General features: G+C 69.9%; 23 protein-coding genes and 1 pseudogene. 9 read left to right on the forward strand and 15 right to left on the reverse strand.

The genetic code is table 11. The features are described 5' to 3' along the window. Window positions 1–62 precede the first annotated feature (62 nt). The 6 genes from C8D87_RS26080 to C8D87_RS26105 form a co-directional block, all read right to left on the reverse strand. Window positions 63–1493 carry an FAD-dependent oxidoreductase gene (locus C8D87_RS26080; protein WP_112228766.1) on the reverse strand — a complete coding sequence of 477 codons (1431 nt, stop codon included), beginning with the start codon at window positions 1491–1493 and terminating at the stop codon, window positions 63–65. Then, a complete protein-coding gene (locus C8D87_RS26085) occupies window positions 1478–3409 on the reverse strand; it encodes a molybdopterin oxidoreductase family protein (protein WP_109632553.1) in 1932 nt (643 codons plus the stop codon). Before C8D87_RS26085 ends, C8D87_RS26080 begins: the two co-directional genes overlap by 16 nt. 105 nt (window positions 3410–3514) lie before the next feature. Then, a complete protein-coding gene (locus C8D87_RS26090) occupies window positions 3515–4312 on the reverse strand; it encodes a TIGR02569 family protein (RefSeq protein WP_233442293.1) in 798 nt (265 codons plus the stop codon). Window positions 4313–4460: 148 nt separating this feature from the next. Next, the gene (gene moeZ, locus C8D87_RS26095) at window positions 4461–5633 is read right to left on the reverse strand and encodes an adenylyltransferase/sulfurtransferase MoeZ (RefSeq protein WP_109633261.1); all 1173 of its coding nucleotides are present in this window, start codon (window positions 5631–5633) and stop codon (window positions 4461–4463) included. Window positions 5634–5716: 83 nt separating this feature from the next. Beyond that, window positions 5717–6706, reverse strand: a complete 990-nt coding sequence (locus tag C8D87_RS26100) for a DUF3152 domain-containing protein (protein WP_233439219.1) — start codon at window positions 6704–6706, stop codon at window positions 5717–5719. Between the two features lie 40 nt (window positions 6707–6746). Then, window positions 6747–7700 (reverse strand): alpha/beta fold hydrolase, encoded by a 954-nt coding sequence (locus C8D87_RS26105; RefSeq protein WP_233442294.1) that lies wholly within the window; start codon window positions 7698–7700, stop codon window positions 6747–6749. Window positions 7701–7826: 126 nt separating this feature from the next. Here C8D87_RS26105 and C8D87_RS26110 point away from each other — a divergent pair, with 126 nt between their 5' ends. Further along, a complete protein-coding gene (locus tag C8D87_RS26110) occupies window positions 7827–8456 on the forward strand; it encodes a TetR/AcrR family transcriptional regulator (RefSeq protein ID WP_109632542.1) in 630 nt (209 codons plus the stop codon). A 30-nt stretch (window positions 8457–8486) separates the two neighbouring features. Here the strand turns inward: C8D87_RS26110 and C8D87_RS26115 are convergent, their stop codons facing one another. Both C8D87_RS26115 and C8D87_RS26120 read right to left on the reverse strand, forming a co-directional pair. After that, on the reverse strand, window positions 8487–9269 hold the full coding sequence (locus C8D87_RS26115) for an alpha/beta fold hydrolase (protein ID WP_109632540.1): 783 nt from the start codon (window positions 9267–9269) through the stop codon (window positions 8487–8489). Continuing rightward, window positions 9242–10129: an AurF N-oxygenase family protein gene (locus C8D87_RS26120; RefSeq protein ID WP_112228769.1), complete on the reverse strand. Its 888-nt coding sequence runs from the start codon at window positions 10127–10129 to the stop codon at window positions 9242–9244. The genes C8D87_RS26115 and C8D87_RS26120 overlap by 28 nt, the downstream gene beginning before the upstream one ends. A gap of 61 nt (window positions 10130–10190) precedes the next feature. On the opposite strand from C8D87_RS26120, the gene C8D87_RS26125 reads away from it, so the two are divergent. After that, entirely contained in the window at window positions 10191–10874 is a 684-nt protein-coding gene (locus tag C8D87_RS26125) for a TetR/AcrR family transcriptional regulator (RefSeq protein ID WP_109632536.1), read from the forward strand. Next, entirely contained in the window at window positions 10874–11182 is a 309-nt protein-coding gene (locus C8D87_RS26130) for a DUF4873 domain-containing protein (RefSeq protein WP_109632534.1), read from the forward strand. Before C8D87_RS26125 ends, C8D87_RS26130 begins: the two co-directional genes overlap by 1 nt. A gap of 46 nt (window positions 11183–11228) precedes the next feature. Here C8D87_RS26130 and C8D87_RS26135 read toward each other — a convergent pair whose 3' ends face one another. Together C8D87_RS26135 and C8D87_RS26140 are read right to left on the reverse strand one after the other, a co-directional pair. After that, entirely contained in the window at window positions 11229–11453 is a 225-nt protein-coding gene (locus tag C8D87_RS26135) for a DUF3107 domain-containing protein (protein WP_109633259.1), read from the reverse strand. Between the two features lie 43 nt (window positions 11454–11496). Continuing rightward, window positions 11497–12138: a ferritin-like fold-containing protein gene (locus tag C8D87_RS26140; RefSeq protein WP_109632532.1), complete on the reverse strand. Its 642-nt coding sequence runs from the start codon at window positions 12136–12138 to the stop codon at window positions 11497–11499. Window positions 12139–12306: 168 nt separating this feature from the next. Here C8D87_RS26140 and C8D87_RS26145 point away from each other — a divergent pair, with 168 nt between their 5' ends. From C8D87_RS26145 to C8D87_RS26155, 3 genes are read left to right on the forward strand one after another with little or no spacing between them, the layout of a single operon-like run. Continuing rightward, window positions 12307–13938, forward strand: coding sequence for a DEAD/DEAH box helicase (locus C8D87_RS26145; protein ID WP_112228770.1), 1632 nt, complete (start codon window positions 12307–12309; stop codon window positions 13936–13938). 4 nt (window positions 13939–13942) lie between these two features. Beyond that, the gene (locus C8D87_RS26150; protein ID WP_215732494.1) at window positions 13943–15286 is read left to right on the forward strand and encodes an Rv3212 family protein; all 1344 of its coding nucleotides are present in this window, start codon (window positions 13943–13945) and stop codon (window positions 15284–15286) included. A gap of 7 nt (window positions 15287–15293) precedes the next feature. Continuing rightward, the gene (locus C8D87_RS26155) at window positions 15294–16172 is read left to right on the forward strand and encodes an alpha/beta fold hydrolase (protein ID WP_109632527.1); all 879 of its coding nucleotides are present in this window, start codon (window positions 15294–15296) and stop codon (window positions 16170–16172) included. Here the strand turns inward: C8D87_RS26155 and C8D87_RS26160 are convergent. From C8D87_RS26160 to C8D87_RS26170, 3 genes are all read right to left on the reverse strand, one after another. Continuing rightward, entirely contained in the window at window positions 16126–16641 is a 516-nt protein-coding gene (locus C8D87_RS26160) for a hypothetical protein (protein WP_112228771.1), read from the reverse strand. The two genes, C8D87_RS26155 and C8D87_RS26160, sit on opposite strands and share 47 nt — an antisense overlap. After that, window positions 16638–17951, reverse strand: coding sequence for an O-antigen ligase family protein (locus tag C8D87_RS26165; RefSeq protein WP_146771877.1), 1314 nt, complete (start codon window positions 17949–17951; stop codon window positions 16638–16640). Before C8D87_RS26165 ends, C8D87_RS26160 begins: the two co-directional genes overlap by 4 nt. 89 nt (window positions 17952–18040) lie before the next feature. Continuing rightward, the gene (locus C8D87_RS26170) at window positions 18041–18376 is read right to left on the reverse strand and encodes an A24 family peptidase (RefSeq protein WP_170166595.1); all 336 of its coding nucleotides are present in this window, start codon (window positions 18374–18376) and stop codon (window positions 18041–18043) included. A gap of 12 nt (window positions 18377–18388) precedes the next feature. Between C8D87_RS26170 and C8D87_RS49250 the strand changes: the two are divergent. The 3 genes and pseudogenes from C8D87_RS49250 to C8D87_RS26180 all read left to right on the forward strand — a co-directional run. Then, window positions 18389–18550, forward strand: a pseudogene (locus C8D87_RS49250) (TadE/TadG family type IV pilus assembly protein); the annotation flags it as partial. A 38-nt stretch (window positions 18551–18588) separates the two neighbouring features. Next, window positions 18589–18768, forward strand: coding sequence for a hypothetical protein (locus C8D87_RS47955; RefSeq protein WP_233442295.1), 180 nt, complete (start codon window positions 18589–18591; stop codon window positions 18766–18768). 15 nt (window positions 18769–18783) lie between these two features. Further along, complete coding sequence (locus C8D87_RS26180) at window positions 18784–19191, forward strand: response regulator transcription factor (RefSeq protein ID WP_215732495.1); 408 nt, start codon at window positions 18784–18786, stop codon at window positions 19189–19191. Here C8D87_RS26180 and C8D87_RS26185 read toward each other — a convergent pair. Further along, window positions 19188–19484 (reverse strand): hypothetical protein, encoded by a 297-nt coding sequence (locus tag C8D87_RS26185; RefSeq protein ID WP_146231417.1) that lies wholly within the window; start codon window positions 19482–19484, stop codon window positions 19188–19190. The genes C8D87_RS26180 and C8D87_RS26185 overlap by 4 nt on opposite strands. Before the next feature lie 147 nt (window positions 19485–19631). After that, complete coding sequence (locus C8D87_RS26190; RefSeq protein WP_112228775.1) at window positions 19632–20471, reverse strand: RecB family exonuclease; 840 nt, start codon at window positions 20469–20471, stop codon at window positions 19632–19634. Window positions 20472–20506 lie beyond the last annotated feature (35 nt).

The raw sequence follows: 20506 nt of genomic DNA on the forward strand, positions 1-20506 counted from the left end.
CTAAGAAACCCGCATTACCAAGGGGTTCTGGCCGATGACGGCGAAGGCAACTCCGCCGCACATCACGCCGAGGCCGGTTGTGAGGCCCCGAGCCAGTCGAGCAACCCGCACACAGCGTCCTTGCAACCACCACAGCCCGTGGTCGCCCGTGTCGCTTCGGCGAGCTGTGGCAACGTCTCCGCGCCCGCACGCCAGGCCGACACGATCTGTCCCTTGGAGACGGTGTTGCAACGGCAGATCACCGCGCTGGACGGCAGGTCCGCCGGGCTCGCCGCCTCCGCGGGCAGCGCACGTCCCAGCAACAACGCCAGCCGGTCCGTCGGCGCGGGGATGCCGCGGTCGTAGAGCTGGGTGATCGTGGCGGCCGCATCCGGTGCGCCCAGGACGATCGCGCCCGCCACCCGGTCGTCCCGCAGGACGAGCTTCGCGTAACGACCGCGGGATGGTTCCTGGAAGCACAGGACTTCCGAGTCCGGACAGTCCACGTCGGTGTGCACATCGCCCAGTGCGGCGAGATCCACGTCACGTGCTTTCAACCGCGTCACAACGGAAGTGCCGCGGTAGCGCGCGGCCGGATTGGCGCCCGTCAGGCGATCCGCGAGCACCGCTGCCTGGTCCCAGGCCGGTTGCACGAGGCCGGAGACCGTGCCGGGGTGCTGGGCGCAGTCGCCGATCGCGTGGATGCGCGCGTCGTTGGTGCGCAACACGTCGTCGACGACGATGCCGCGGTCGACCTCCAGGCCCGCCTTGACGGCCAACGAGGTTTCGGCGCGGACACCGGCGGAAACGACGACGAGCTCCGCGGGAACGTGGCTGCCGTCGTCGAGGACCAACCCGTCGCCGGGAAGGTACTTGGCGGCGAGCGCGTTGAGGCGGAACTCGATGCCGAGCTGGCCCAGCGTCCTGGCGAGCACACCGCCCGCACCGGGGTCGAGCTGGCGTTCCATGAGGTGGCCGACCGGGTGGACGACGGTGACGAGGCAGCCGCGTCCGGCCAGGCCACGAGCGGCTTCGATGCCCAGCAGACCGCCGCCGAGGACGACGACGGGCATGCCCTTCTGGGCCTTCGCCTCGATCTCGGCGCAGTCGTCGAGAGTGCGGAACGCCACGACACCGGACGCGAGCTTGCCGTCCTCGACGAGACCTTCTGCCGGAGGAACCCAGGGGGTGCTGCCGGTGGCCAGAACGAGGGCGTCGTAGGGAATGGGCTCGGCCTCGGCCAGAGTCACCGTCCGCGAGGCGCGGTCGATCTCCAGCACCTCCTGCCCCAGCCGCAGGTCGATGTCGTGCTCGTCCGCCCACCTGTCGTCGTGCAGCCTGGTCGACTCCGGTGTCATGGTCCCGGCGACCACGGTCGAGAGCAGCACGCGGTTGTACGCGGCGTGCGGCTCCGCGCCGATGATGGTGATGGAGATGTCCTGGTCACGACGCCGCAGCTCGTCCGCGAGCCGCGCGCCTGCCATTCCGTAGCCAACGATCACGATTCGTCGCATGCCCGCTCCAATCGCACCGCGCAGACCTTGAACTCGGGCATCCGGCTCGTGGGATCGAGCGCGGGGTTGGTGAGCAGGTTCGCCCGCCCGTCACCGGGGAAGTGGAACGGCAGGAACACCGCGTCGGCGCGCATGCTCGCCACGCACCGCACGGTCGCCGTCACCGTTCCCCGCCTGGACACGACGTGCGCGGGCTCACCGGAGGCGAGGCCGGCGCGCGAAGCCGTGTCCGGGTGCATTTCCACGTACATCTCGGGAACCGCCTTCATCAGCTCGCCGATCCGCCGCGTCTGCGCACCCGACTGGTAGTGCTGCAGGACCCGCCCGGTGGTGGCCTGCAACGGGAACTCGTCGTCCGGCGGTTCCGCCGGACCCCTGTGGTCGACCGGGATGAACCGCGCGAGACCGTCCGGATGCGCGAACCGGTCGAGGAAGAGCCTTGGCGTGCCGGGATGTTCGACGGACGGCACCGGCCAGTGCAGCTGCTCGGCGTCGAGCCGCTCGTAGGTGACGCCGGAGTAGTCGGCGGGACCGCCGGCGGACGCCCTGCGCAGCTCCTCGAAGACTTCCTTCGGCTCGGTCAGGAACTTCTCCGCGCAGCCGAGGCGCGCGGCCAGTCCGTGGATGAGGTGCAGGTCGCTGCGCACCCCGGCAGGCGGGTCGAGTGCCTTGCGGCGCCTGATGATCCGGCCTTCGAGGTTGGTCATCGTGCCGTCTTCCTCCGCCCACTGCGTGACCGGGAACACGACGTCGGCCATCGCGGCGGTCTCCGACATCACGAAGTCCGCCACCACCAGCAGGTCCAGTGCGCGAAGACGATCGGCGACGCCGGACGCGCGCGGCGCCGACACCACGGGGTTGCTGCCGAACACCAGCATCGCCTTGAGGTCGTCGGCGTTGAGCAGCTCGTACGCGCTGCGCCCCGGCCCCGGCAGCCAGTCGACACCCCAGACGTCCATGATGTAGCGGCGCGCCTCGGGGTCGTCGAGCTTGCGGTAACCGGGCAGCTGGTCGGCCTTCTGCCCGTGCTCGCGGCCGCCCTGGCCGTTGCCCTGCCCGGTCAGGCAGCCGTAACCGGAACCCACCCGGCCGGGCAGACCCAGGGCCAGCGCCAGGTTGATCCACGCGGAGACGTTGTCGGTGCCGGACGCGTGCTGCTCGGTGCCGCGGCCGGTCAGGATGTACGACCGCCCGGCCAGCATGTGCACGGCGGCGCGCTGGTCAGCGGCGGAGACACCCGTGACGCGCTCGGTGTGCTCCGGCCACCACTGTGCGGCGATGCGCCAGGCCTCGTCGAAACCGCTGGTGCGAGAAGAGATGTACTCCTTGTCGAGCACGCCCTCGATGACCGCGGTGTGCAGCAGTCCCAGCGCCAGCGCCAGATCCGTGCCCGGCGCGGGCTGCAGGTGCAACGTCGCGCGCTCGGCGGTCGGGGTGCGGCGCGGGTCGATGACGATCAGCCGCGCGCCCTCGAGGTGGCGCAGGAACGGCGGCATCGTCTCGGCCGGGTTGGACCCGGCCAGCAGCACCGTGTCGGCGGACCGCAGATCGGTCAGCGGGAACGGCATGCCGCGGTCCAGCCCGAACGCCTTGTTGCCCGCCGCGGCGGCCGACGACATGCAGAACCGGCCGTTGTAGTCGATCTGCGAGGTCTTCAGCGCGACCCGCGCGAACTTGCCGAGCAGGTACGCCTTCTCGTTGGTCAGACCGCCGCCGCCGAACACAGCGACCTCGTCCGGCTCGAACTCCTTGATCCGGGACGCGACGAAGTCCAGGGCCTCGTCCCACGAGGCGGGCTCGCCGTGAATCAGCGGTGTGGTGAGGCGGCCTGGATGGCGCAGCAACTCCCCCGCCGTCCAGCCCTTCTGGCACAGCCCACCGGGACCAGGGGCCACCTGGCCGTCGATGACGCTCATGGAGCACTGCAGCGCGCAGTAGGGGCAATGGGTCACCCCGCTGACGCTAAGAAGCCCCTGTTAACCCGATGCTCCGCAATGTTTCGAACCTGGAAATTGGCCCGCTCACAGCAGTGCGGTGACCTGGTGAGCAGCTCGTTCCAAGCCCGCAAAGGACTGTGATGTTGACAACGGGTGCAGCGCGTGCACGGCGAGCCGGAACAGGGTCGCGCGCACCAGCACCTGCGTCCACTCGCTCAGGTGGCTCCACCGCTTGAACAGGCCGTGGTCCGCGCCACCCCACGCGACGGCGTCCACGGCGACCACGGCGGCGGCCCACTCGGCGGGCCGCCAGTACGCGGTGAAGTCGATGACGGCGGGCGGGGCGTTGCCGGCGAACAGCACGTTGCCGAAGAGGTCGCCGTGCACGACCTGGGACCTGAGGTTGAGCGGCTTCTGCGTTTCCTTGAGCAGCTCGAACAGCCTGCCGCCGAGGTTGGCCTCGAGCGGCACGTCCTCCTCGCCCCACGCCAGGCGGTCGGCGACGGCGAACACGTCGGTCCGTGCTTCCAGGAAGCGGGGCTTGGGCAGCTCGGCCGTGGCCTGGTGCAGGCGCTGGGCGACGGCGATGACCTCGTCGTGACGTGCCTCGGCCCGACCGGCGAGGAACTTGGTGGCGGACCAGCCGCCGACGACATAACGACCGTCGGTGGATCTCAACGGTCTGCCGATGCGCAGGTTCGGCACGTCCAAGCCGTCGAGGGTCTTGGCGATCCAGGTCGCCTCCGCCGGCTTGGGCGCCGGACGGATCGTGGCGTCGCCGCAGCGCCAGGCGGGGCCGCCGTCGATGAGCTCCGGCTCGGCGTCACGTGCCCCGAACGCCGCACGCACGTGCGCTGGGGGCGGTTCGGGGGTGCGGGTCACGGTCGGGCACGCTACCTGCTCAGACCACCCGGTTGGCGGAACGCGACACGCCGTGATTCGCGCCACCACCCACTTGGCCCAGTGGTTGGAGCGTCTGCAAGTACCACCAACTGGGCCGTTGGTGGTACTTGCAGACGCCATCAAGCCATCAGTACGTGGGCAGCGACGGGTCGACTTCGCGAGCCCAGGCCAGCACGCCACCACCGACGTGCACGGCGTCCTTGAAGCCCGCCTTGTGCAGCGCCGCGAGCGCCTCCGCCGAACGAGCACCGGACTTGCAGTGCAGCACCAGCGGCTTGTCCTGCGGCAGCTCGGAGAACGCCTCGCCGGACAGGATCCGGTCCTTCGGGATCAGCACCGAGCCCGGGATCTTCACGATCTCGTACTCGTGCGGCTCGCGGACGTCCACCAGCAGGAAGTCCTCGCCGGACTCCTGCTTGTGCTTGAGCTCGAGCGGCGTGATCGTGTTGCCCGCGGCCGCCTGCTGCGCGTCCGTGGACACGACACCGCAGAACGCCTCGTAGTCGATCAGCTCGGTGATCTTCGGCGACTCCGGGTCCTTGCGGATCTTGATCGTCCGGTAGGTCATCTCCAGCGCGTCGTAGACCATCAGGCGGCCCAGCAGCGGGTCACCGATGCCGGTGAGCAGCTTGATCGCCTCGGTGACCATGATCGACCCGATGGACGCGCACAGCACGCCCAGCACGCCGCCCTCCGCGCAGGAGGGGACCATGCCGGGAGGCGGCGGCTCCGGGTAGAGGTCGCGGTAGTTCAGGCCCTGGCCGTTCGGCGCGTCCTCCCAGAAGACGCTGACCTGGCCCTCGAACCGGAAGATCGAACCCCAGACGTACGGCTTGCCCAGCAGCACCGCGGCGTCGTTCACCAGGTACCGCGTGGCGAAGTTGTCGGTGCCGTCGAGGATCAGGTCGTAGTCGCGGAAGATGTCCAGCGCGTTCTCGGAGTTGAGATGCGTCTGGTGCAGCACGACCTTGACGAACGGGTTGATCTCGGCGACGGAGTCGCGCGCGGACTCGGCCTTCGGGCGGCCGACGTCGGACTGGCCGTGGATCACCTGACGCTGCAGGTTCGACTCGTCCACGACGTCGAAGTCGACGACGCCGAGCGTGCCGACCCCGGCCGCGGCCAGGTACAGCAGTGCCGGGCTGCCCAGGCCGCCCGCGCCGACGACGAGGACCTTCGCGTTCTTCAGCCTCTTCTGCCCGTCCACCCCGACATCCGGGATGATCAGGTGCCGGCTGTACCGCGCGACTTCTTCCTTGGTCAGCTCCGCGGCTGGCTCAACGAGCGGCGGAAGCGCCATTTGCTCCTCCTCGACGGACTGCATGCCTCTGTATCCGAGACAACATCTACCCTGCCTGGACTCTTCCTCGTTGGAAAGCCGTCTCAGCCAGCGGGAAACGGGTTCGGCGTGCAGACCTTGCCGTCGGCGGGAACCACGTCCTGCCCGGCGTTGAGCTGGGAGACGAAGTTGTTCGCGACGCCGAACGTCTGCTGCATCATCACGGGCGCGGGAGCACCGTTCTCCGGGCACGCCGCGTGGTTGTTGCCCAGCGCGTGGCCGACCTCGTGGTTGATCACGTAGGTCCGGTAGCCGGAGAGGTCGGGCCCGTAGACCATCGCGCCGCGCACCCAGCGGGCGACGTTGATGATCACCCGCTTGGTGGGGAAGTCCCAGCAGGAGGTCTCGAACGGGATCTCCTTGCCGCAGATCGTGTGCGAGGTCTTCGTGCTGGCCAGGATGATGGTGAAGTCCGGGTTCTGGTTCGCCTCGACCCGCTGGAAGGCCACTTGCTTCGTGCCGATCCAGCCGCGGGGGTCGGACAGGAAGCCGTCGATCGTGCGCCCGAACGCGGCCGCGTCGTCGTTGTAGTCGGCGGGCTTCACGCCGTCCTCGATGGCGATCGCGTACTTGCGGAACTTCTGCGCGTTCGCCTCGCCGACCCTCGCGCCGCTGCCGGGGACGGCTTTGAACGTGCCGACGCCGTCCTCCGAGAACGCGGGCCCCGCGGGCAGTTCGGCGGTGGGCACGTCGAGCTTCGGCTTCGGCGCCTGCACCTCGGACGCGGGCGGCTCCGGTGTGGTGGTGACCACGTCGGTGGGGTTGCCCGCACTGCCACCAGCCGCGGGCGACTTCGGCTGCACCGTGTCGAGCACGACCAGCGCCGTCAGCACGAGCAGCACCGGGATGGCGTAGATCCGCCATCCGTAGTTGGCGACGAGCTTCTTGGCCCCGCGCTTGCGGGGCCGTCTGTGCTGCGCGGTGCCCTCCGGCTCCCAGGCTGCCGCGAGCGGCTCCGCGCTGGTCCGGCGCGCGCCACGACGGTAGCGGTCAGAGGGCGGAGCAGAAGGTCCTCGCTCGGGGGCGCGATTCACGTTGCCCAGGGTCCCACACCCCCCGTATGGCCGTTGTTCGTCACCATGTGTGTCGGTCCACCGCCTCCCACATGCCCAGGACGGCCCTCGCCACGGTGGCGGGCCGCTCCATCTGGGCCACGTGCCCGGTCTTCGGGAGCACCAGCAGTCGTCCCCTCGGCAGCAGACGGGCCGTGCGCGGCCCCTTCCGCACGCTGACGAGCCTGTCGTTCTCGCCCCACAAAACCAGCGTGGGCGCCTTGACCAGCGGGAGGAAGCGCCAGAGCGACTTCGGGCCCGGCATGAGCCAGGTCTGCATCAGCCCGAACGTGCTGCGGTTGAGCGCGTGCCCGGCCCACTTCTGCCGGGCGCGCTCCTCGTTCTCCCTGATCGACTCCTCGATGCGGTGGTCGGGCACCACGCTCGGGTCGGCGAAGCACAGTTCGAGCATCTGCCTCGTGCGCTCGTGCGCGCTCAGCTTGGCGAGCTCGCGGCGCACCCTGGACCCGACGATCGGCAGGAACGCGAGCGCCATCCGCGGGTCCGACATGCGGTCCAGGCGCGGCCTGAAGTCGGGCACGGCCGGGCTCACCAGGGTGAGCGTCCTGACGAGGTCCGGCCTGGTCGCGGCGACGATGAGGGAGATCGCGCCACCCATCGAGTTGCCGAACAGGTGCACTGGCTCGCCGAACGTCTCGAGGTACTTGATCACCGTGCGCGCGTGCGCCGGAAGACTGAAGTCATAGCCGGGAATCGGCTCCGACCGCCCGAACCCCGGCAGGTCGATCGAGTACCCGTTGACATGTTCCCTGAGCTGGGCGGCGAGGTCCGTCCAGTTGGTCGCGGACCCGCCCAGCCCGTGCACGAAGACGGCGGGCGGCCCGTTCCCCCTGGTGACCCTGACGTGTACCTCATGGTCATCGACCTGGTGAAACTCACCTGGCCACGGCGGCTGCGACGTGTCCAGCGGCGGCAGCTCGACCGTGGACAGCGGGGCGGGGATCAGGGCGCTCACCAGACCAGGATGCGGGAAAGAAGGCGGAGATGGTTCCCGGATGTGGGCTACCAGCGAGTAAGGTTGCGCTCACGCCTCGGTCAGGCAACCCCTCTCCGACGGCAGATGACACGTGCTGGAGGCACCATGACGGAGACGGCGCAGAGCGCACCCGCAGGCAGGGGCGTTCGACTGCCGCGCACCGCCCGCCGCGCGCAACTGCTGGCAGCGGCGCAGGACGTGTTCGTCGCCAACGGCTACCACGCCGCGGCGATGGACGAGATCGCCGAGCGCGCTGGCGTGTCCAAGCCGGTGCTCTACCAGCACTTCCCCGGCAAGCTCGAGCTGTACATGGCGCTGCTCGAGTCCCATGTGGACGAGCTGGTCGGCCGTGTCCGCACCGCCATCGGCTCGACTACGGACAACAAGCTGCGCGTGCGTGCCGCCGTGGCCGCCTTCTACGACTTCGTGGACGGCGAGGGCCAGGCCTTCCGCATGGTGTTCGAGTCCGACCTGCGCTCCGAGCCCGCCGTGCAGCAGGCCGTCGAGCGCGCGACCACCGACTCCGTCGACGCGATCACCGAGACCATCACGGCGGACGCCGGCCTTGACCCGGAGCGGGCGCGCCTGCTGGCGGTCGGCCTTGTGGGGCTCTCGCAGGTCACCGCGCGGTCGTGGCTCGCGGACAACCGGCGGGTGCCGAAGGAGGACGCGGTCGCGCTGATCTCCAACCTGGCGTGGCGCGGCATCGGTGGCGGCTTCCCGCTCCAGCACTGAGAGAAGGGGCCCGCGGCGCGGGCCCCTTCTTCACATCAGCGCGGCGATTCGTCTCGCCACGTCCTCCGAGCGTTCGAACGGCAGCATGTGCCCCGCCTTCGGATAGATCACGAACTCCGCTGACGGCAACGCGTCCGCGATCGCCCGCGAGTGCCGCATCGGCGTCAGCACGTCCCACGACCCGGCCATGACGACGGTCGGGATCGACGAGAGCACCGAGAGCGCTTCCCGCCGCTGGTGCCTGGTCAGCTCCTCCCGGAGTCCGACGAACGCCTCACCCGTCGTCGCCCCGGCCATCGCCGCCGCGGCACGCACGTCGGCCCAGCGCGCCCCACGCCCGAACGTCACGCGCAGGCCAGGCGTGATCAAGCGGCCGAACCCGACCTTCGGCCGCCTGACCAGCCATCGCCCGGCGAGCCGCTCCACACCGCTCAGCCGGGGCAGGTCCCCGCACGACGTGGCCACCAGGGCCACCCCCGTGACGCGCGAGAACAACTCGGGGCGCTGCTCGGCCAGCGCCATGATCGTCATGCCGCCCAGCGAGTGGCCGGCCAGCACGATGCGCCCGGTCGGGACGTACTCGTCCAGAACCGCGGCCAGGTCGTCGGCCAGTTCGGACAGGGTCAGGGCGCTGCCGGTCGAGAGACCGTGGCCGCGGACGTCGTAGCGGACCACGCGGCCCGGCAACGCGGCTGCGACGCGGTCCCATGTCGTGAGGTCCATGGTCCAGCCGTGCAGCAGAACAGCGGTCACGTCGGAGGGCGAAGACTCCGACGTGACGACGTTCAGCCGATCAAGAACGAGCGACGCCATGAGCGCATCCCCGGCCTTCCCACAAGTCCGGCTTCGTCCAGGAACGACATGATCCGTTCCCCCGACCAGCGAATGGTCTCCTGGAACCGCGGGTTGGCCAGCGCCTGGCGGCGAGCCTCGCGCACGTCGAGGCCGACGGCGGCGTAGACGGCCGGGTTGATGATCGTGCGCGTGATCATCATCGACACGTACCCGATCAGCCACTTCTGGTACGGCAGCTCGTAGCCCTTCAACGACGACATCCCGCGGAGCAGCTCCTCTCGCGCGAACCGCACGTGGCGGGCCTCCTCCAGCACGTGGATGCGGTTCACCATCCGCACGATCGGCTGGATCGTCTCGTCGTTCATCGCCTCGCGCTGCAGGCGGTCGAGGATCTCCTCGGCGACCAGGATCGAGCCGTACATCGCCGGGCCGTAGCCGATGGTCGGCAGCAGCTTGCCCAGGCGGTGGGTGTGCCGCGTGGGCCCGTACGGCGGGCAGCCGATGCGTTCGACCAGGCGCGCGAACATCGTCGAGTGGCGGCACTCGTCGGCCACCTCGGTCAGCGCGTACTGGGCGTGCCGGGAGGTCGGGTCGGTGTTGTAGACGACCTTGACCAGCATCTGCATGAGCAGCAGCTCGAACCACAGGCCGACGGACGCGATCGACGCCAGCTCGTGCTTCGAGAGCTCGATGCGCTGCTCGGGAGTCAGCGACTCGTACAAAGGCGTGCCGTACAGCGAAATCCGCTGTTCAGGGATGTAGAAGAGCCCGTCGACCAGAGGCGCGGACCAGTCGATGTCCACCTCGGGGTCGTAGAACTTCTCGGCGGACGACTTCAGCAGCCTCTCCGCTGTCTTCTCCCGATCGGCGAGCCTCATCGGTTGCCCTCCCCGGTAAGTGTTACTTGAGGTAACGGTTACTTCTGGTAGCGTGCGTCACATGGCACGCACTGTCAAGGGGCCGGACGCGCGACGCGAACGCTGGAAGGGGCATCGCGAGCAGCGCAGGGCGGAGTTCGTGGAGGCCACGATCGCCGCCGTGGCCAAGAAGGGCCCGGACGTCGGCATGGAGGACGTCGCCGCGGAGGCGGGCGTCAGCAAGCCCGTGCTCTACCGGCACTTCACCGACAAGTCCGACCTGTACCTGGCAGTCGGACAGCGGGCCACCGAGCTGCTGATGGACCGGATGGGCCCCGCACTCGCCGCCGACGGGCCGATCCGCGCGCGCATCGAACGGATCGTCGACGCCTACCTGTCGGTGATCGAGGAGAACCCGAACCTCTACCGGTTCGTGGTGAAGGGGTCCTTTGTGGACCGCCCGGTCGAGAAGGACGTCGTGCAGGAGGACAAGAACCTCATCGCGACGACCCTGGCCCGGATCCTCGGCGACTACCTGCGCGCGTTCGACATGGACTCCGGCGGCGCCGAGCCGTGGGCGCACGCGCTCGTCGGCATGGTGCAGAACGCGGGCGACTGGTGGCTCGACCGCCAGACCATGTCCCGCGAGAACCTCAGCGACTACCTCGCCACGATCATCTGGCACGCCATCGACGGGCTGCTGCGCTCGGCGGGTGTCCAGGCAGACCCGGCAAAGCCACTCACCCCGCTGCGATTGGTGGACTGATGAGCGAGCACGACGAAGAGGGTTACACGGGCGAAGCCACCCTCGTTTTCGGCGAGGAAGAAGTCGCGGTGAGCGTCGAGCTGCGGGGCTATTTCCAGCCCATCGACGGCCGCTACCACTGGTACGGCCGCGTGAAGAAGAACGACGAGGTCACGAGCCGCGTCGAGGGTGGTGCGCGGACCGCGCTGCTGCGCACCCCCACCGGCCAGGCGGAGGGCACGCTGACCGACCCCGACCCGTGGGGCCGCTACCGGGTCGGCGGCATCTCGACCCCGCCGTACAAGATCGAAGAACCAGCTGATCACTAGAAAAAGCCCCGGTCGGAGCGACCGGGGCTTTTTTCGTTCAAGAACTTCAGGCGCCGAAACCGACCTTGCGCGAGTCCTGCGGGCCGATCTCCACGTACGCGACGCGGCCAGCGGGCACGACAAACCTCGTACCCTTGGCGTCCACCAGCGACAGCACGCTGGACTTGCCGGACACCGCGTCCGCCACCAGAGTCTCGACCTCGGACGGGTTGAGCTCACTGGTCACGACGAGTTCCCGCGGGCTGTCCGCGACGCCGATCCTGACCTCCACGCTGACCTCCGTGCTCAAAGAGAAAATCTGATCGCGAGCCTACCTAGCCCAGACCCAGCTGCGTCATGCGCCGCGCGTGCGACTGCTGGAGCCGGCGGAACAGCTGACCGATCCCGGCGAGGTCTCCAGAGCCCCGCACGATGAGCTCGGAGAGGCCGTCCCGCTCCGCCACCACGTACTGGGCCTGCGTCAACGCCTCGCCGAGCAGCCGGCGGCCCCACAGCGCGAGGCGGTCGCGGACGCGCGGATCCGACTCCACGGCGGCCAGGACTTCGCGCTCAGCGAACGCCGAGTGACCTGTGTCGGCGAGCACGGCGAGCACCAGTTCGCGGGTCGGCTCGTCCAGCCACTCCGCCACCTCGCGGTAGAAGTCGGCGGCGAGGCCGTCGCCCACGTACGCCTTCACGAGCGACTCGAGCCACGACTTGGGGCTGGTCGACTCGTGGAAGGCGTCGAAGCCCTTCACGAACGGCGCCATCGCGTCCTCGACGGCGACACCCTCGGCGGCCAGGTACTTCTGCAGCAGCGTGAAGTGACCGATCTCCGCGGCGGCCATCTGCGCCAACGCCGCGCGTCCCGCCAATGTCGGCGCCGTGCGCGAGTCCTCCGTCATCCGGTCGAAGGCCGAGAGCTCGCCATATGCGAGCGCTCCGAGAAGATCGACAACACCCTCCGCAACACCCATGACGACGAACTCTAGTGGTCAATTGGGTCCTGCCAGGTAGAATGGATACGGACGCCCGGCGTGACGAGTGTGACGAACCGCTGCGCGGCGCATGAAATGGTGCGCGTACACCTTTCCCGCAGCTGATCCGAAGCGCGGTCGAGAGGCCCGGCCAGGGCTCGTACGCGCTTGGTACGAGAGAGGCTGATCACCCTGACCGCTGAAGTAGAAGCACATCTGGACCTGATCGCACTGGAGCACAGCGAGGTCGGCGTTCCCGAAGAAGACCCGTCGCACCCGCTGCTGGCCAACGCCCCGGTGCGCACCGACTCCCCGACGTTCGCCGAGCTCGGAGTGCGTGACGAGATCGTCAAGGCACTCGGTGAAGCAGGCATCGAACGCACCTTCGCCATCCAGGAGCTGACGCTCCCCATCGCGCTGTCCGGCGACGACCTCATCGGCCAGGCGCGCACCGGCACCGGCAAGACCCTCGGGTTCGGCGTGCCGCTGCTGCACCGGCTCGACACGCCCGGAGACGGCACCCCGCAGGCGCTTGTGGTCGTCCCCACCCGTGAGCTGTGTCTCCAGGTCTCGCACGACCTCACCGACGCGTCGAAGCACCTGGGTGTGAAGGTCGCCGCCATCTACGGCGGCATCCCGTACGAGCGGCAGATCGCGCAGCTCCGCAAGGGCGTCGACGTCGTCATCGGCACGCCCGGCCGCCTGCTCGACCTGGCCGAACAGCGCCACCTGGTGCTCGGCAAGGTCCGCATGCTGGTGCTGGACGAGGCCGACGAGATGCTCGACCTGGGCTTCCTGCCCGACATCGAGCGCATCCTGACGATGGTTCCCGACCAGCGCCAGACCATGCTGTTCAGCGCGACCATGCCGGGCCCGATCATCACGCTGGCCCGCACGTTCCTGAACCAGCCGACGCACATCCGCGCCGAGGAGAACGACGCCGGCGCCACGCACGAGCGCACCAAGCAGTTCGTCTACCGGGCGCACTCGCTCGACAAGCCGGAGATGCTGGCCCGCGTGCTGCAGGCACGTGACCGCGGCCTGTCGATGATCTTCGCGCGCACGAAGCGGACCGCGCAGAAGATCGCCGACGACCTGACCGAACGCGGGTTCGCCGCGGCCGCCGTGCACGGTGACCTCGGCCAGGGCGCGCGCGAGCAGGCGCTGCGGGCGTTCCGCAGCGGCAAGGTCGACGTGCTGGTGGCCACGGACGTCGCGGCACGCGGCATCGACATCGACGACGTGACGCACGTCATCAACTACCAGTGCCCCGAGGACGAGAAGACCTACGTGCACCGCATCGGCCGCACCGGCCGGGCCGGGCGCGAGGGTGTCGCCGTCACGTTCGTCGACTGGGACGAGACGACGCGCTGGCAGTCCGTCAACGAACTGCTCAACCTGGGTCAGCCCGAGCCGCTCGAGACCTACTCCACCTCGGACCACCTGTTCGAGGACCTGGGCATCCCGTCCGGCTCCACGGGCAGGCTGCCGCTCAGCCACCGCACCCGCGCCGGTCTGGACGCCGAGGAGGAGGAGAAGCTCGACAACGGCAAGCGCAAGCGCCGTCGTCGTACCGGCTCCACCCGCGGCGGCGCCGAGCAGGCGGCTCCGGAGGCGAGCGAGGAGACCAGGCCGAAGCGCACCCGGTCGCGGACGCGCAGCCGTGGCGGCGTGCCGGTCGAGGGTCAGCCCGCGGAGACCGCGGCGCCCGAGACCGGGGACAAGACCGCATCGGACAAGCCGCGCAGGCGCCGTCGTCGCCGAAGCTCTGCCGAACAGGCCGCTCCTTCGGCAGACTGATCACATGTCGTCCACCGGTTCCGACGTCACCGACATCGAGGACGTCCTCGACGAGCCCGCCAACGAGACCGCGTCCGGTCCGGGGCCCGTCGAGGAACGCCCGCCCGCCCGGTCGTGGCGCACCCGCGCCGACTTCGTCGCGGTCGCGCTGATCGCCGTGGTTTCGATCGTCGCAGCCCTGCTGACCTGGGCGTTCAGCGATGCGCGGGCCACGACGTCGATCACCGGGCCCTCGGCGTGGGAGCCACTGCCCGAGGTCGTGGCGCTACCGCCGTCGCTCGCCGAGGTGTGGCGCGCGAAGAGCGGCGCGACGCAGTCACCCGTGGTCGTGCAGACCCCGGTGAAGGAGACGGGCGAGGAGAAGCCGTCGACCGTCGTCACCGGTGACGGCGGCGAGGTCAACGGGCGCGACCCGCTGACCGGTGACATCCGGTGGACGTACAAGCGCGACCTGCCGCTGTGCGTGGTCAGCACGGCGTGGGCGCGCGCGATGGCCCTGTATTCCAAGGGCACCAACTGCTCTGAGCTCACCTCGCTGGACGGCGTCACCGGGGAGCGGCGGGCGCAGCGCAACGGCGACGCGGAACCGGGCACGGCCCTGCTCAACGAGGGCTCGCACCTGATCACCACCGGGTCGAAGTTCATGGAGGTCTACCGCCGCGACGACCTGGTGCGCTCGCTCGAGTACGGCACCCTGCGCGCGATCGTGAACCCGAACAAGCAGCCGCGCGCCGGCTGCACGTACGGCTCGGTGGCGGTGACGTCGGGCAAGTTCGGGTTGATCGAGCGCTGCCCCGACGACAGCTCCGACCGGGTCTCGGTGATCAAGCCGAACCCGGACAAGTCCGACGAGCCGAAGGTGTTCGCCAGCGTTCTGACCGGGAGCAAGAACGCGCAGGTCGTTGCCGTCACGGACAAGCTCGTCGCGGTGGCGGTGCCGAACCCCGGCCGCCTCGTCGTGTTCGACGCCGAGAGCGGCAACCAGGTCGCCGAGACGCCGATCGACGTGCCCGCCGCGGACTTCGTCGACCCGCCGAACCACGTGACGCGCGCGTTCGCCACCAAGACGAACGTCTTCTGGTTCACCGGGTCCAGGACGATCGCCCTCTCGCAGGACACGCTCACTCCACTGTGGACGGCGGAGGGCACGCTCGGTGCCGGCACGACGCTTGCGGGCCGCGCGATCATCCCGGTGAAGGACGGCCTGCGGGTGTACGAGCAGGCCACCGGTGAGGTCGTGGGCACGATCCGGGTGAACCGCGAGGGCCACACCGGCCCTGTGCAACTCGCCACAGCCGGTCGCATCGTGCTCGAGCAGCGTGGCGGAACCCTGGTCGCGCTGGGATAGTTCCCTCGTGTACTCGCAGATCAGCCCGCACCGGGCGCAACGCGTCGACCTCCCGGGCCGCTACGGCACGATCGCGGCGCTGCGCGCGCCCGCGGTGGGCGACGACGCGCTGCGCACGACGGCACTGCTCGTGCCGGGCTACACGGGTTCCAAAGAGGACTTCGCGCCGATGATCGACCCGATCGCGGACGCGGGTTTCGAGGTCCTCGCGATCGACCTGCCCGGCCAGCAGGACTCGCCGGGCCCTGACGACGAGGCGCTCTACCGTCCCGGCCCGCTGGGGTCGGTGATCGCCGAGCTGATCGAGAAGGTCGCCGCCGACGGCCGCCGCGTGCTGCTGCTCGGCCACTCCTACGGCGGCCTGGTGTCACGGGCCGCGGTGTTCGCGGGCGCGCCGATCGCCGGTCTGACGCTGATGTCGTCCGGCCCGTCCGAGCTGCCGGCCGGTGAGCGCCGCACGGTGCTGGAGGTCGGCGAGCACGTGCTGAACGAGCAGGGTGTCGAGGGCACTCAACGGCTGAACGAGCTGCGGTCGTCGCAGAACCCGGCGTGGGTCGCGCTGCCGCAGGAGCTGAAGGACTTCTACCGCACCAGGTTCCTCAAGTCGCCGGCGGCGGCGTTGCTCGGCATGGGCAACGGGCTGCGCTACGAACCGGACCAGGTCGCGAAGCTGTCCCGCGCGCTGCGGTCGTCGGGCATCCCGGCGCTGGTGGTGTGCGGTGACGCGGACGACGCGTGGAGCCCAGCCGCTCAGCGCGACATGGCTGAGCGGCTGGACGCGGACTTCGCGGTGCTGCCCGGCGTGATGCACTCGCCGAACACCGAGGCACCTCACGAGCTCATGGCCACGCTGCTGCCGACGTGGCGAGCGTGGCTGAGCTCGTGAGCGTTTCAGCCGTCGGAACGACTGAAACCCTGCCTCGGAAGCGGAAGTCGATCACGCGCTCGTCGCTCGCGCTGTAGCTCGGCGGGTAGCCGTTGATGTTGGCCGCGACGAACGCGGTGCCCCACCGGAAGGCCCTGTTCTGCGCCGCGACGTTCATCGTGATCGTCTCGAACGCACCGGTGCAGTTGATGCTGCTCTTGTAAGCGCCGCCGTTGGCCACACCGCCGATCACGGTCTGGCTGACGTTCAGGTTCAGCGACGCCTGCGAGCCCTTCGGGCACGCGTACGTGACCTGGATCTCGACCGCCGCGCCGAGCGCCTTGATCTTGGCCGGCGACTCGACTCTGATCGCCGCGACCGAAGGCGACTCCGCGCTCACGTCGGCCATGACCGGCGCGATGGACGCGAGGATCGCGCCACCCGCGACGGCCACGACCGCCAGCGTCTTGCCCCCGGAGAACTTCGTCATGCTCGTACCCCCTCAACCAGTCCGTCCCGTGTGGACGGAAACCCCAGACCGGCGCAGAGGCCGGCGACGACGAGCACGACGGGCAGGTGCCACAGGAAGTCGAAACCGCTGTGCACCAGCACGACGACGACCGCCGCCATCGCCCCTGCCCACAACGAGGTTCCGCGCCCTCGCCACATGGCGATCAGCACGGCGGTCACAACTCCCAGCGCCAGCAGCAGCCCGACAGCCCCCAGTTCCACGAGCACCTGGAGGTACTCGTTGTGCACATAACGCATGACACGGGTGCCTTGGTTGCCCGAGTCGAAGAAAAAAGATCCATTTCCGGGTCCGGTGCCCAGCAGCGGCGACCGGGAGGCCAGTTCCAGCGCTGCCCCGGTGGCACCGCTGCGGTCGGGTGAGCTGAACGAGACCCGTGTGGCCAGCCGGTCGGAGAACCCGTACGCCGCCACCGCGCCACCGGCGGCGAGCAGCACGGCGATCGGCACCACGAACCGGCCCAGCCTGGGCAAACCCAGTGCCACCAGTGCGCCGCCGATCAGTCCGGCGACCGCGAGCAACGGCTGTGGCTCGTCGGCCACCCTCATCGACGGCAGCAGCGCGGCGACCGCGACCACAGCCCCGAGCAGCGGCGGCGCGGCGGCCATCACCGTCTTCTTCGGACCCTGCGACACGCAGAGCACCAGCAAGCCGGCCACCAGCGCGATCACGCCGGCGCGGCTCATCGTGGCCCCGATCCCGGTGCACAGCAGGAAACTCATCATCGCGGTGAGCTGGGTCGGCTTCAGCACCAGCGACACCATCGCCGCGGCGGCGATCACCGCGGCAGCGGCGTTCGGGTAGGTCAGCGTGGACGCGGCCCGCAGGAGTCCCTCGGCCACCGTTGTCCAGGACGGGATCCGGAACACCACGGCCACCCAGCCGGTGAACGCGACCAGCGCTCCGACCCCGGCGACAACCGTGGCGAGCAGCTCCCGTTGCGCCTGGTCTGCTTGTGCCGCAACCAGAACCGCGCCGACGAACACAGCGGCAGCTGCCGCTGTCGGCAGCCCCGCGAGCACGTCACCTTCGAGCAGTCCACGCACGAGCGCCCACACGGCGAGCGCTCCGCCAAGGGCTGCGACGAGGTTCGGCCGGGGACGCGCGAGCACGACGGCCAGGCCGACGAGCAGACCGGACATCACCCTGCCTGGCAGGTAGTAGCCGCCCTGCGCGACCACGGCCGCGGCGAACGCGGCGACCAGGAACAGGCTCGGCATCGGCAACGCGACCGATTCGCGGCGCGCGCAAACGGCATCCCCTGCAGTCATGAGGCCCCCAGCCGTGGAACCCGCCTCCCCCAGCGGATTGAGAGCACACTCTAAACGCGGGAGAGGCGTGGAGGAAGACCGAGTTCCTGTCAGATGAGCAACACCGCGGTGAACGCTCCGAGCACCATGAACGGCTCGAACGGCAAGCTGCTCTTGAGCGTGACCTTCCGCAGGAGCAACAGCACCAGCGACACCACGGCCGACAGGATGAACGCCAGTGCGGCGCCCAGCAGCAGCACCGGCCAGCCGAGCCAGGCGAGCGCCATCCCGATGACACCGGACAGCTTCACGTCGCCGTAGCCCATTCCCGCGGGGTTGACGAACTGCAGCACCCGGTAGACGAACGCGAGCATCAGCCCGCCGAGCACCGCCCTGCCGAGCGCGCCGATCGTGCCGCCGGTGACCGCGATCCTGTTGAGCGCCAAGGGAGTCATGCCATGCGAAAGCTGAGGGGTGACGACCGGGGAGCCCTCGGCGTGCTGATCGGCATCCTGCTCGGCTTCGGTGTCCTGCTCGGCATGGGTGCGATCGTCATCGACGTCGGCATGGTCTGCCAGGAACGCGCCGAGCTGCAGAACGGTGCCGACGCGGGTGCGCTCGCCGTCGCCCGCGGGTGTGCGACCGCGCCTCGACCTGCTTGGTCACCAAGGCGAACGACTACGCCAAGGACGGCGTGTCCGCTGTGGACCAGGTCTGCGGGTTCGACGGCAACAGCGTGCTGTCGGCGTGCGGTGCCTCACCGGACGTCGTCACCGTGGCCGTGGGCCTCCCCGACGCCGACGGCCTGCGCCTGGCCCGCGAGCTGCGCGACCGCTAGCCGACGCTCGGCATCGTGGTCCTGACCGCGCAGGGCGAGGACGACGTCCTGTTCCGTGCCATGGGGACAGGCGCCTCGGCCTTCGTGGGCAAGGCCGCCCCGATGGAAGAAGTCCTGTGCGCCATCCGCCACGCGGCCGTAGCGGCCTCGTCGTTCACAGCGGCAGGCCTGGCCCTGGCGATGGCCCGCCGCCAGTCCACCGCCGCCCGCCTGGCGCTGTCGCCGCGGGAACGCGAAGTGCTGATGCTGCTGCGCGACGGCGTGTCGATCCCCGCCATCGCCCGCACCTTGTACGTGTCGCCGTCGACCGCCAAGACCTGCGTGTCACGCCTCTGCGAAAAGCTCGGCGCCTCGAACCGCGCCCAGGCACTGATGGCGGCGCTGCGCAACGGCCTGATCCGCAGCGAGGCCGCCACGGCTTAGGCCCACCAGAAGGTCCACAGCGTCGCCCCGGCCACCGCCAGCACCGCCAGAGAGGCCACCGGCGCCTTCCAGTCCGCGTACCGGTCGGCCACGATCTGCCCAGCGATGACGAGCAACGCCGCCACGACGTGCGCGGTGACCGAGAGAGTGCCGGGCCCTGGCAGGTCGCGGGAGTTCGCGTAGAACTGGACGCCGATGTTCCCCAGCGCGAGCAGCACCATGCCCACCGCGAGCACACCGCTCACGGCGCGCAGGATTCCGTAGGTCCGCGACGGCCGCTTTGCTGCTTTCACGTCCACCCAGCCACCCTACGGGGCGCCTGGGGACGGCGGCTCGAGGGTCGGAGCACCGCGCAACGCCCCAGCAGCCACCGCCGTGCAGCCCGAAGCGATGAGGTCCGCACCGCCGCCAACACCCGCGACGCACGCACCGCCCAGCACCTAGGGAGCCAACAGCGCCCAAGGGTCGATCGCCGGAGCCGCCGCCTGCCCCTCAGGACAGCTGCGCCGGAAGTCGCACCACTGGCACTGCCGCCCCGTGACCGGCGGGAACAAGATTTCCTGGTCGCCGCCCGCCTTCAGCGTCTCCGTGGCCAGGTCGATCTCGTCCGCCGCCTCCTCCGCGCGCCGCACGTGCCGCGCCAGCGACTCCTCCGTGTGCTCCCACACCGCGACCGATCCCGAGGGCAGGTGGTGCAGCTCGACGCGACGGCACGGTTTGCGCAGCGTTCGGCGGGCGGCCAGGGCGTAGAGGGCCAGGGCCTGCGAGCCTCGGGCGTCGTCCGAGGTCAGGACGTGGCGGCCGGTCTTGTAGTCGACGATCACCAGTTCGCCGTCGCGGTGGTCGATGCGGTCGACCCGGCCCTCGGCCACGATGCGCTCGGTCGGCGAGGACACCCAGCGCTCCACGCCGAGCGGTTCGAAGTCCACGTCGAGCGACGCCACGTAGTCGTGCACCCAGCGACCGGCGCGTGCCCGGTACTCGGCGGCCTGGTCGACGTCGCGGAAGCCCTCGGACTTCCACTGCCGGTTCACCAGCGCGACGGCCTGGTCCGGTGTGCGGCGGTCGGCCGGCAGGTCGAAGAGCGCCTTCAGGGCGTTGTGCACCACCGCGCCCAGGGTGTTGTGCGCCCAGGCGCCGCCGCGGGGTGGGGTGGGGCGGTCGAGGTACGTCATGCGGTAGCGGCGCGGGCAGTCCGTCCACGTCGCGAGCTTCGCGGGCGTCACGCGCACGAGCCGGCGGGGTGCCGCGGTGCCGAAGTCGAAGCCGAGTTGTTCCACCCCGACCAAGTTACTCAGCACCCCTGACAGTTTCT

This window comes from Lentzea atacamensis, from assembly GCF_003269295.1.
GTDB classification, from domain to species: domain Bacteria; phylum Actinomycetota; class Actinomycetes; order Mycobacteriales; family Pseudonocardiaceae; genus Lentzea; species Lentzea atacamensis.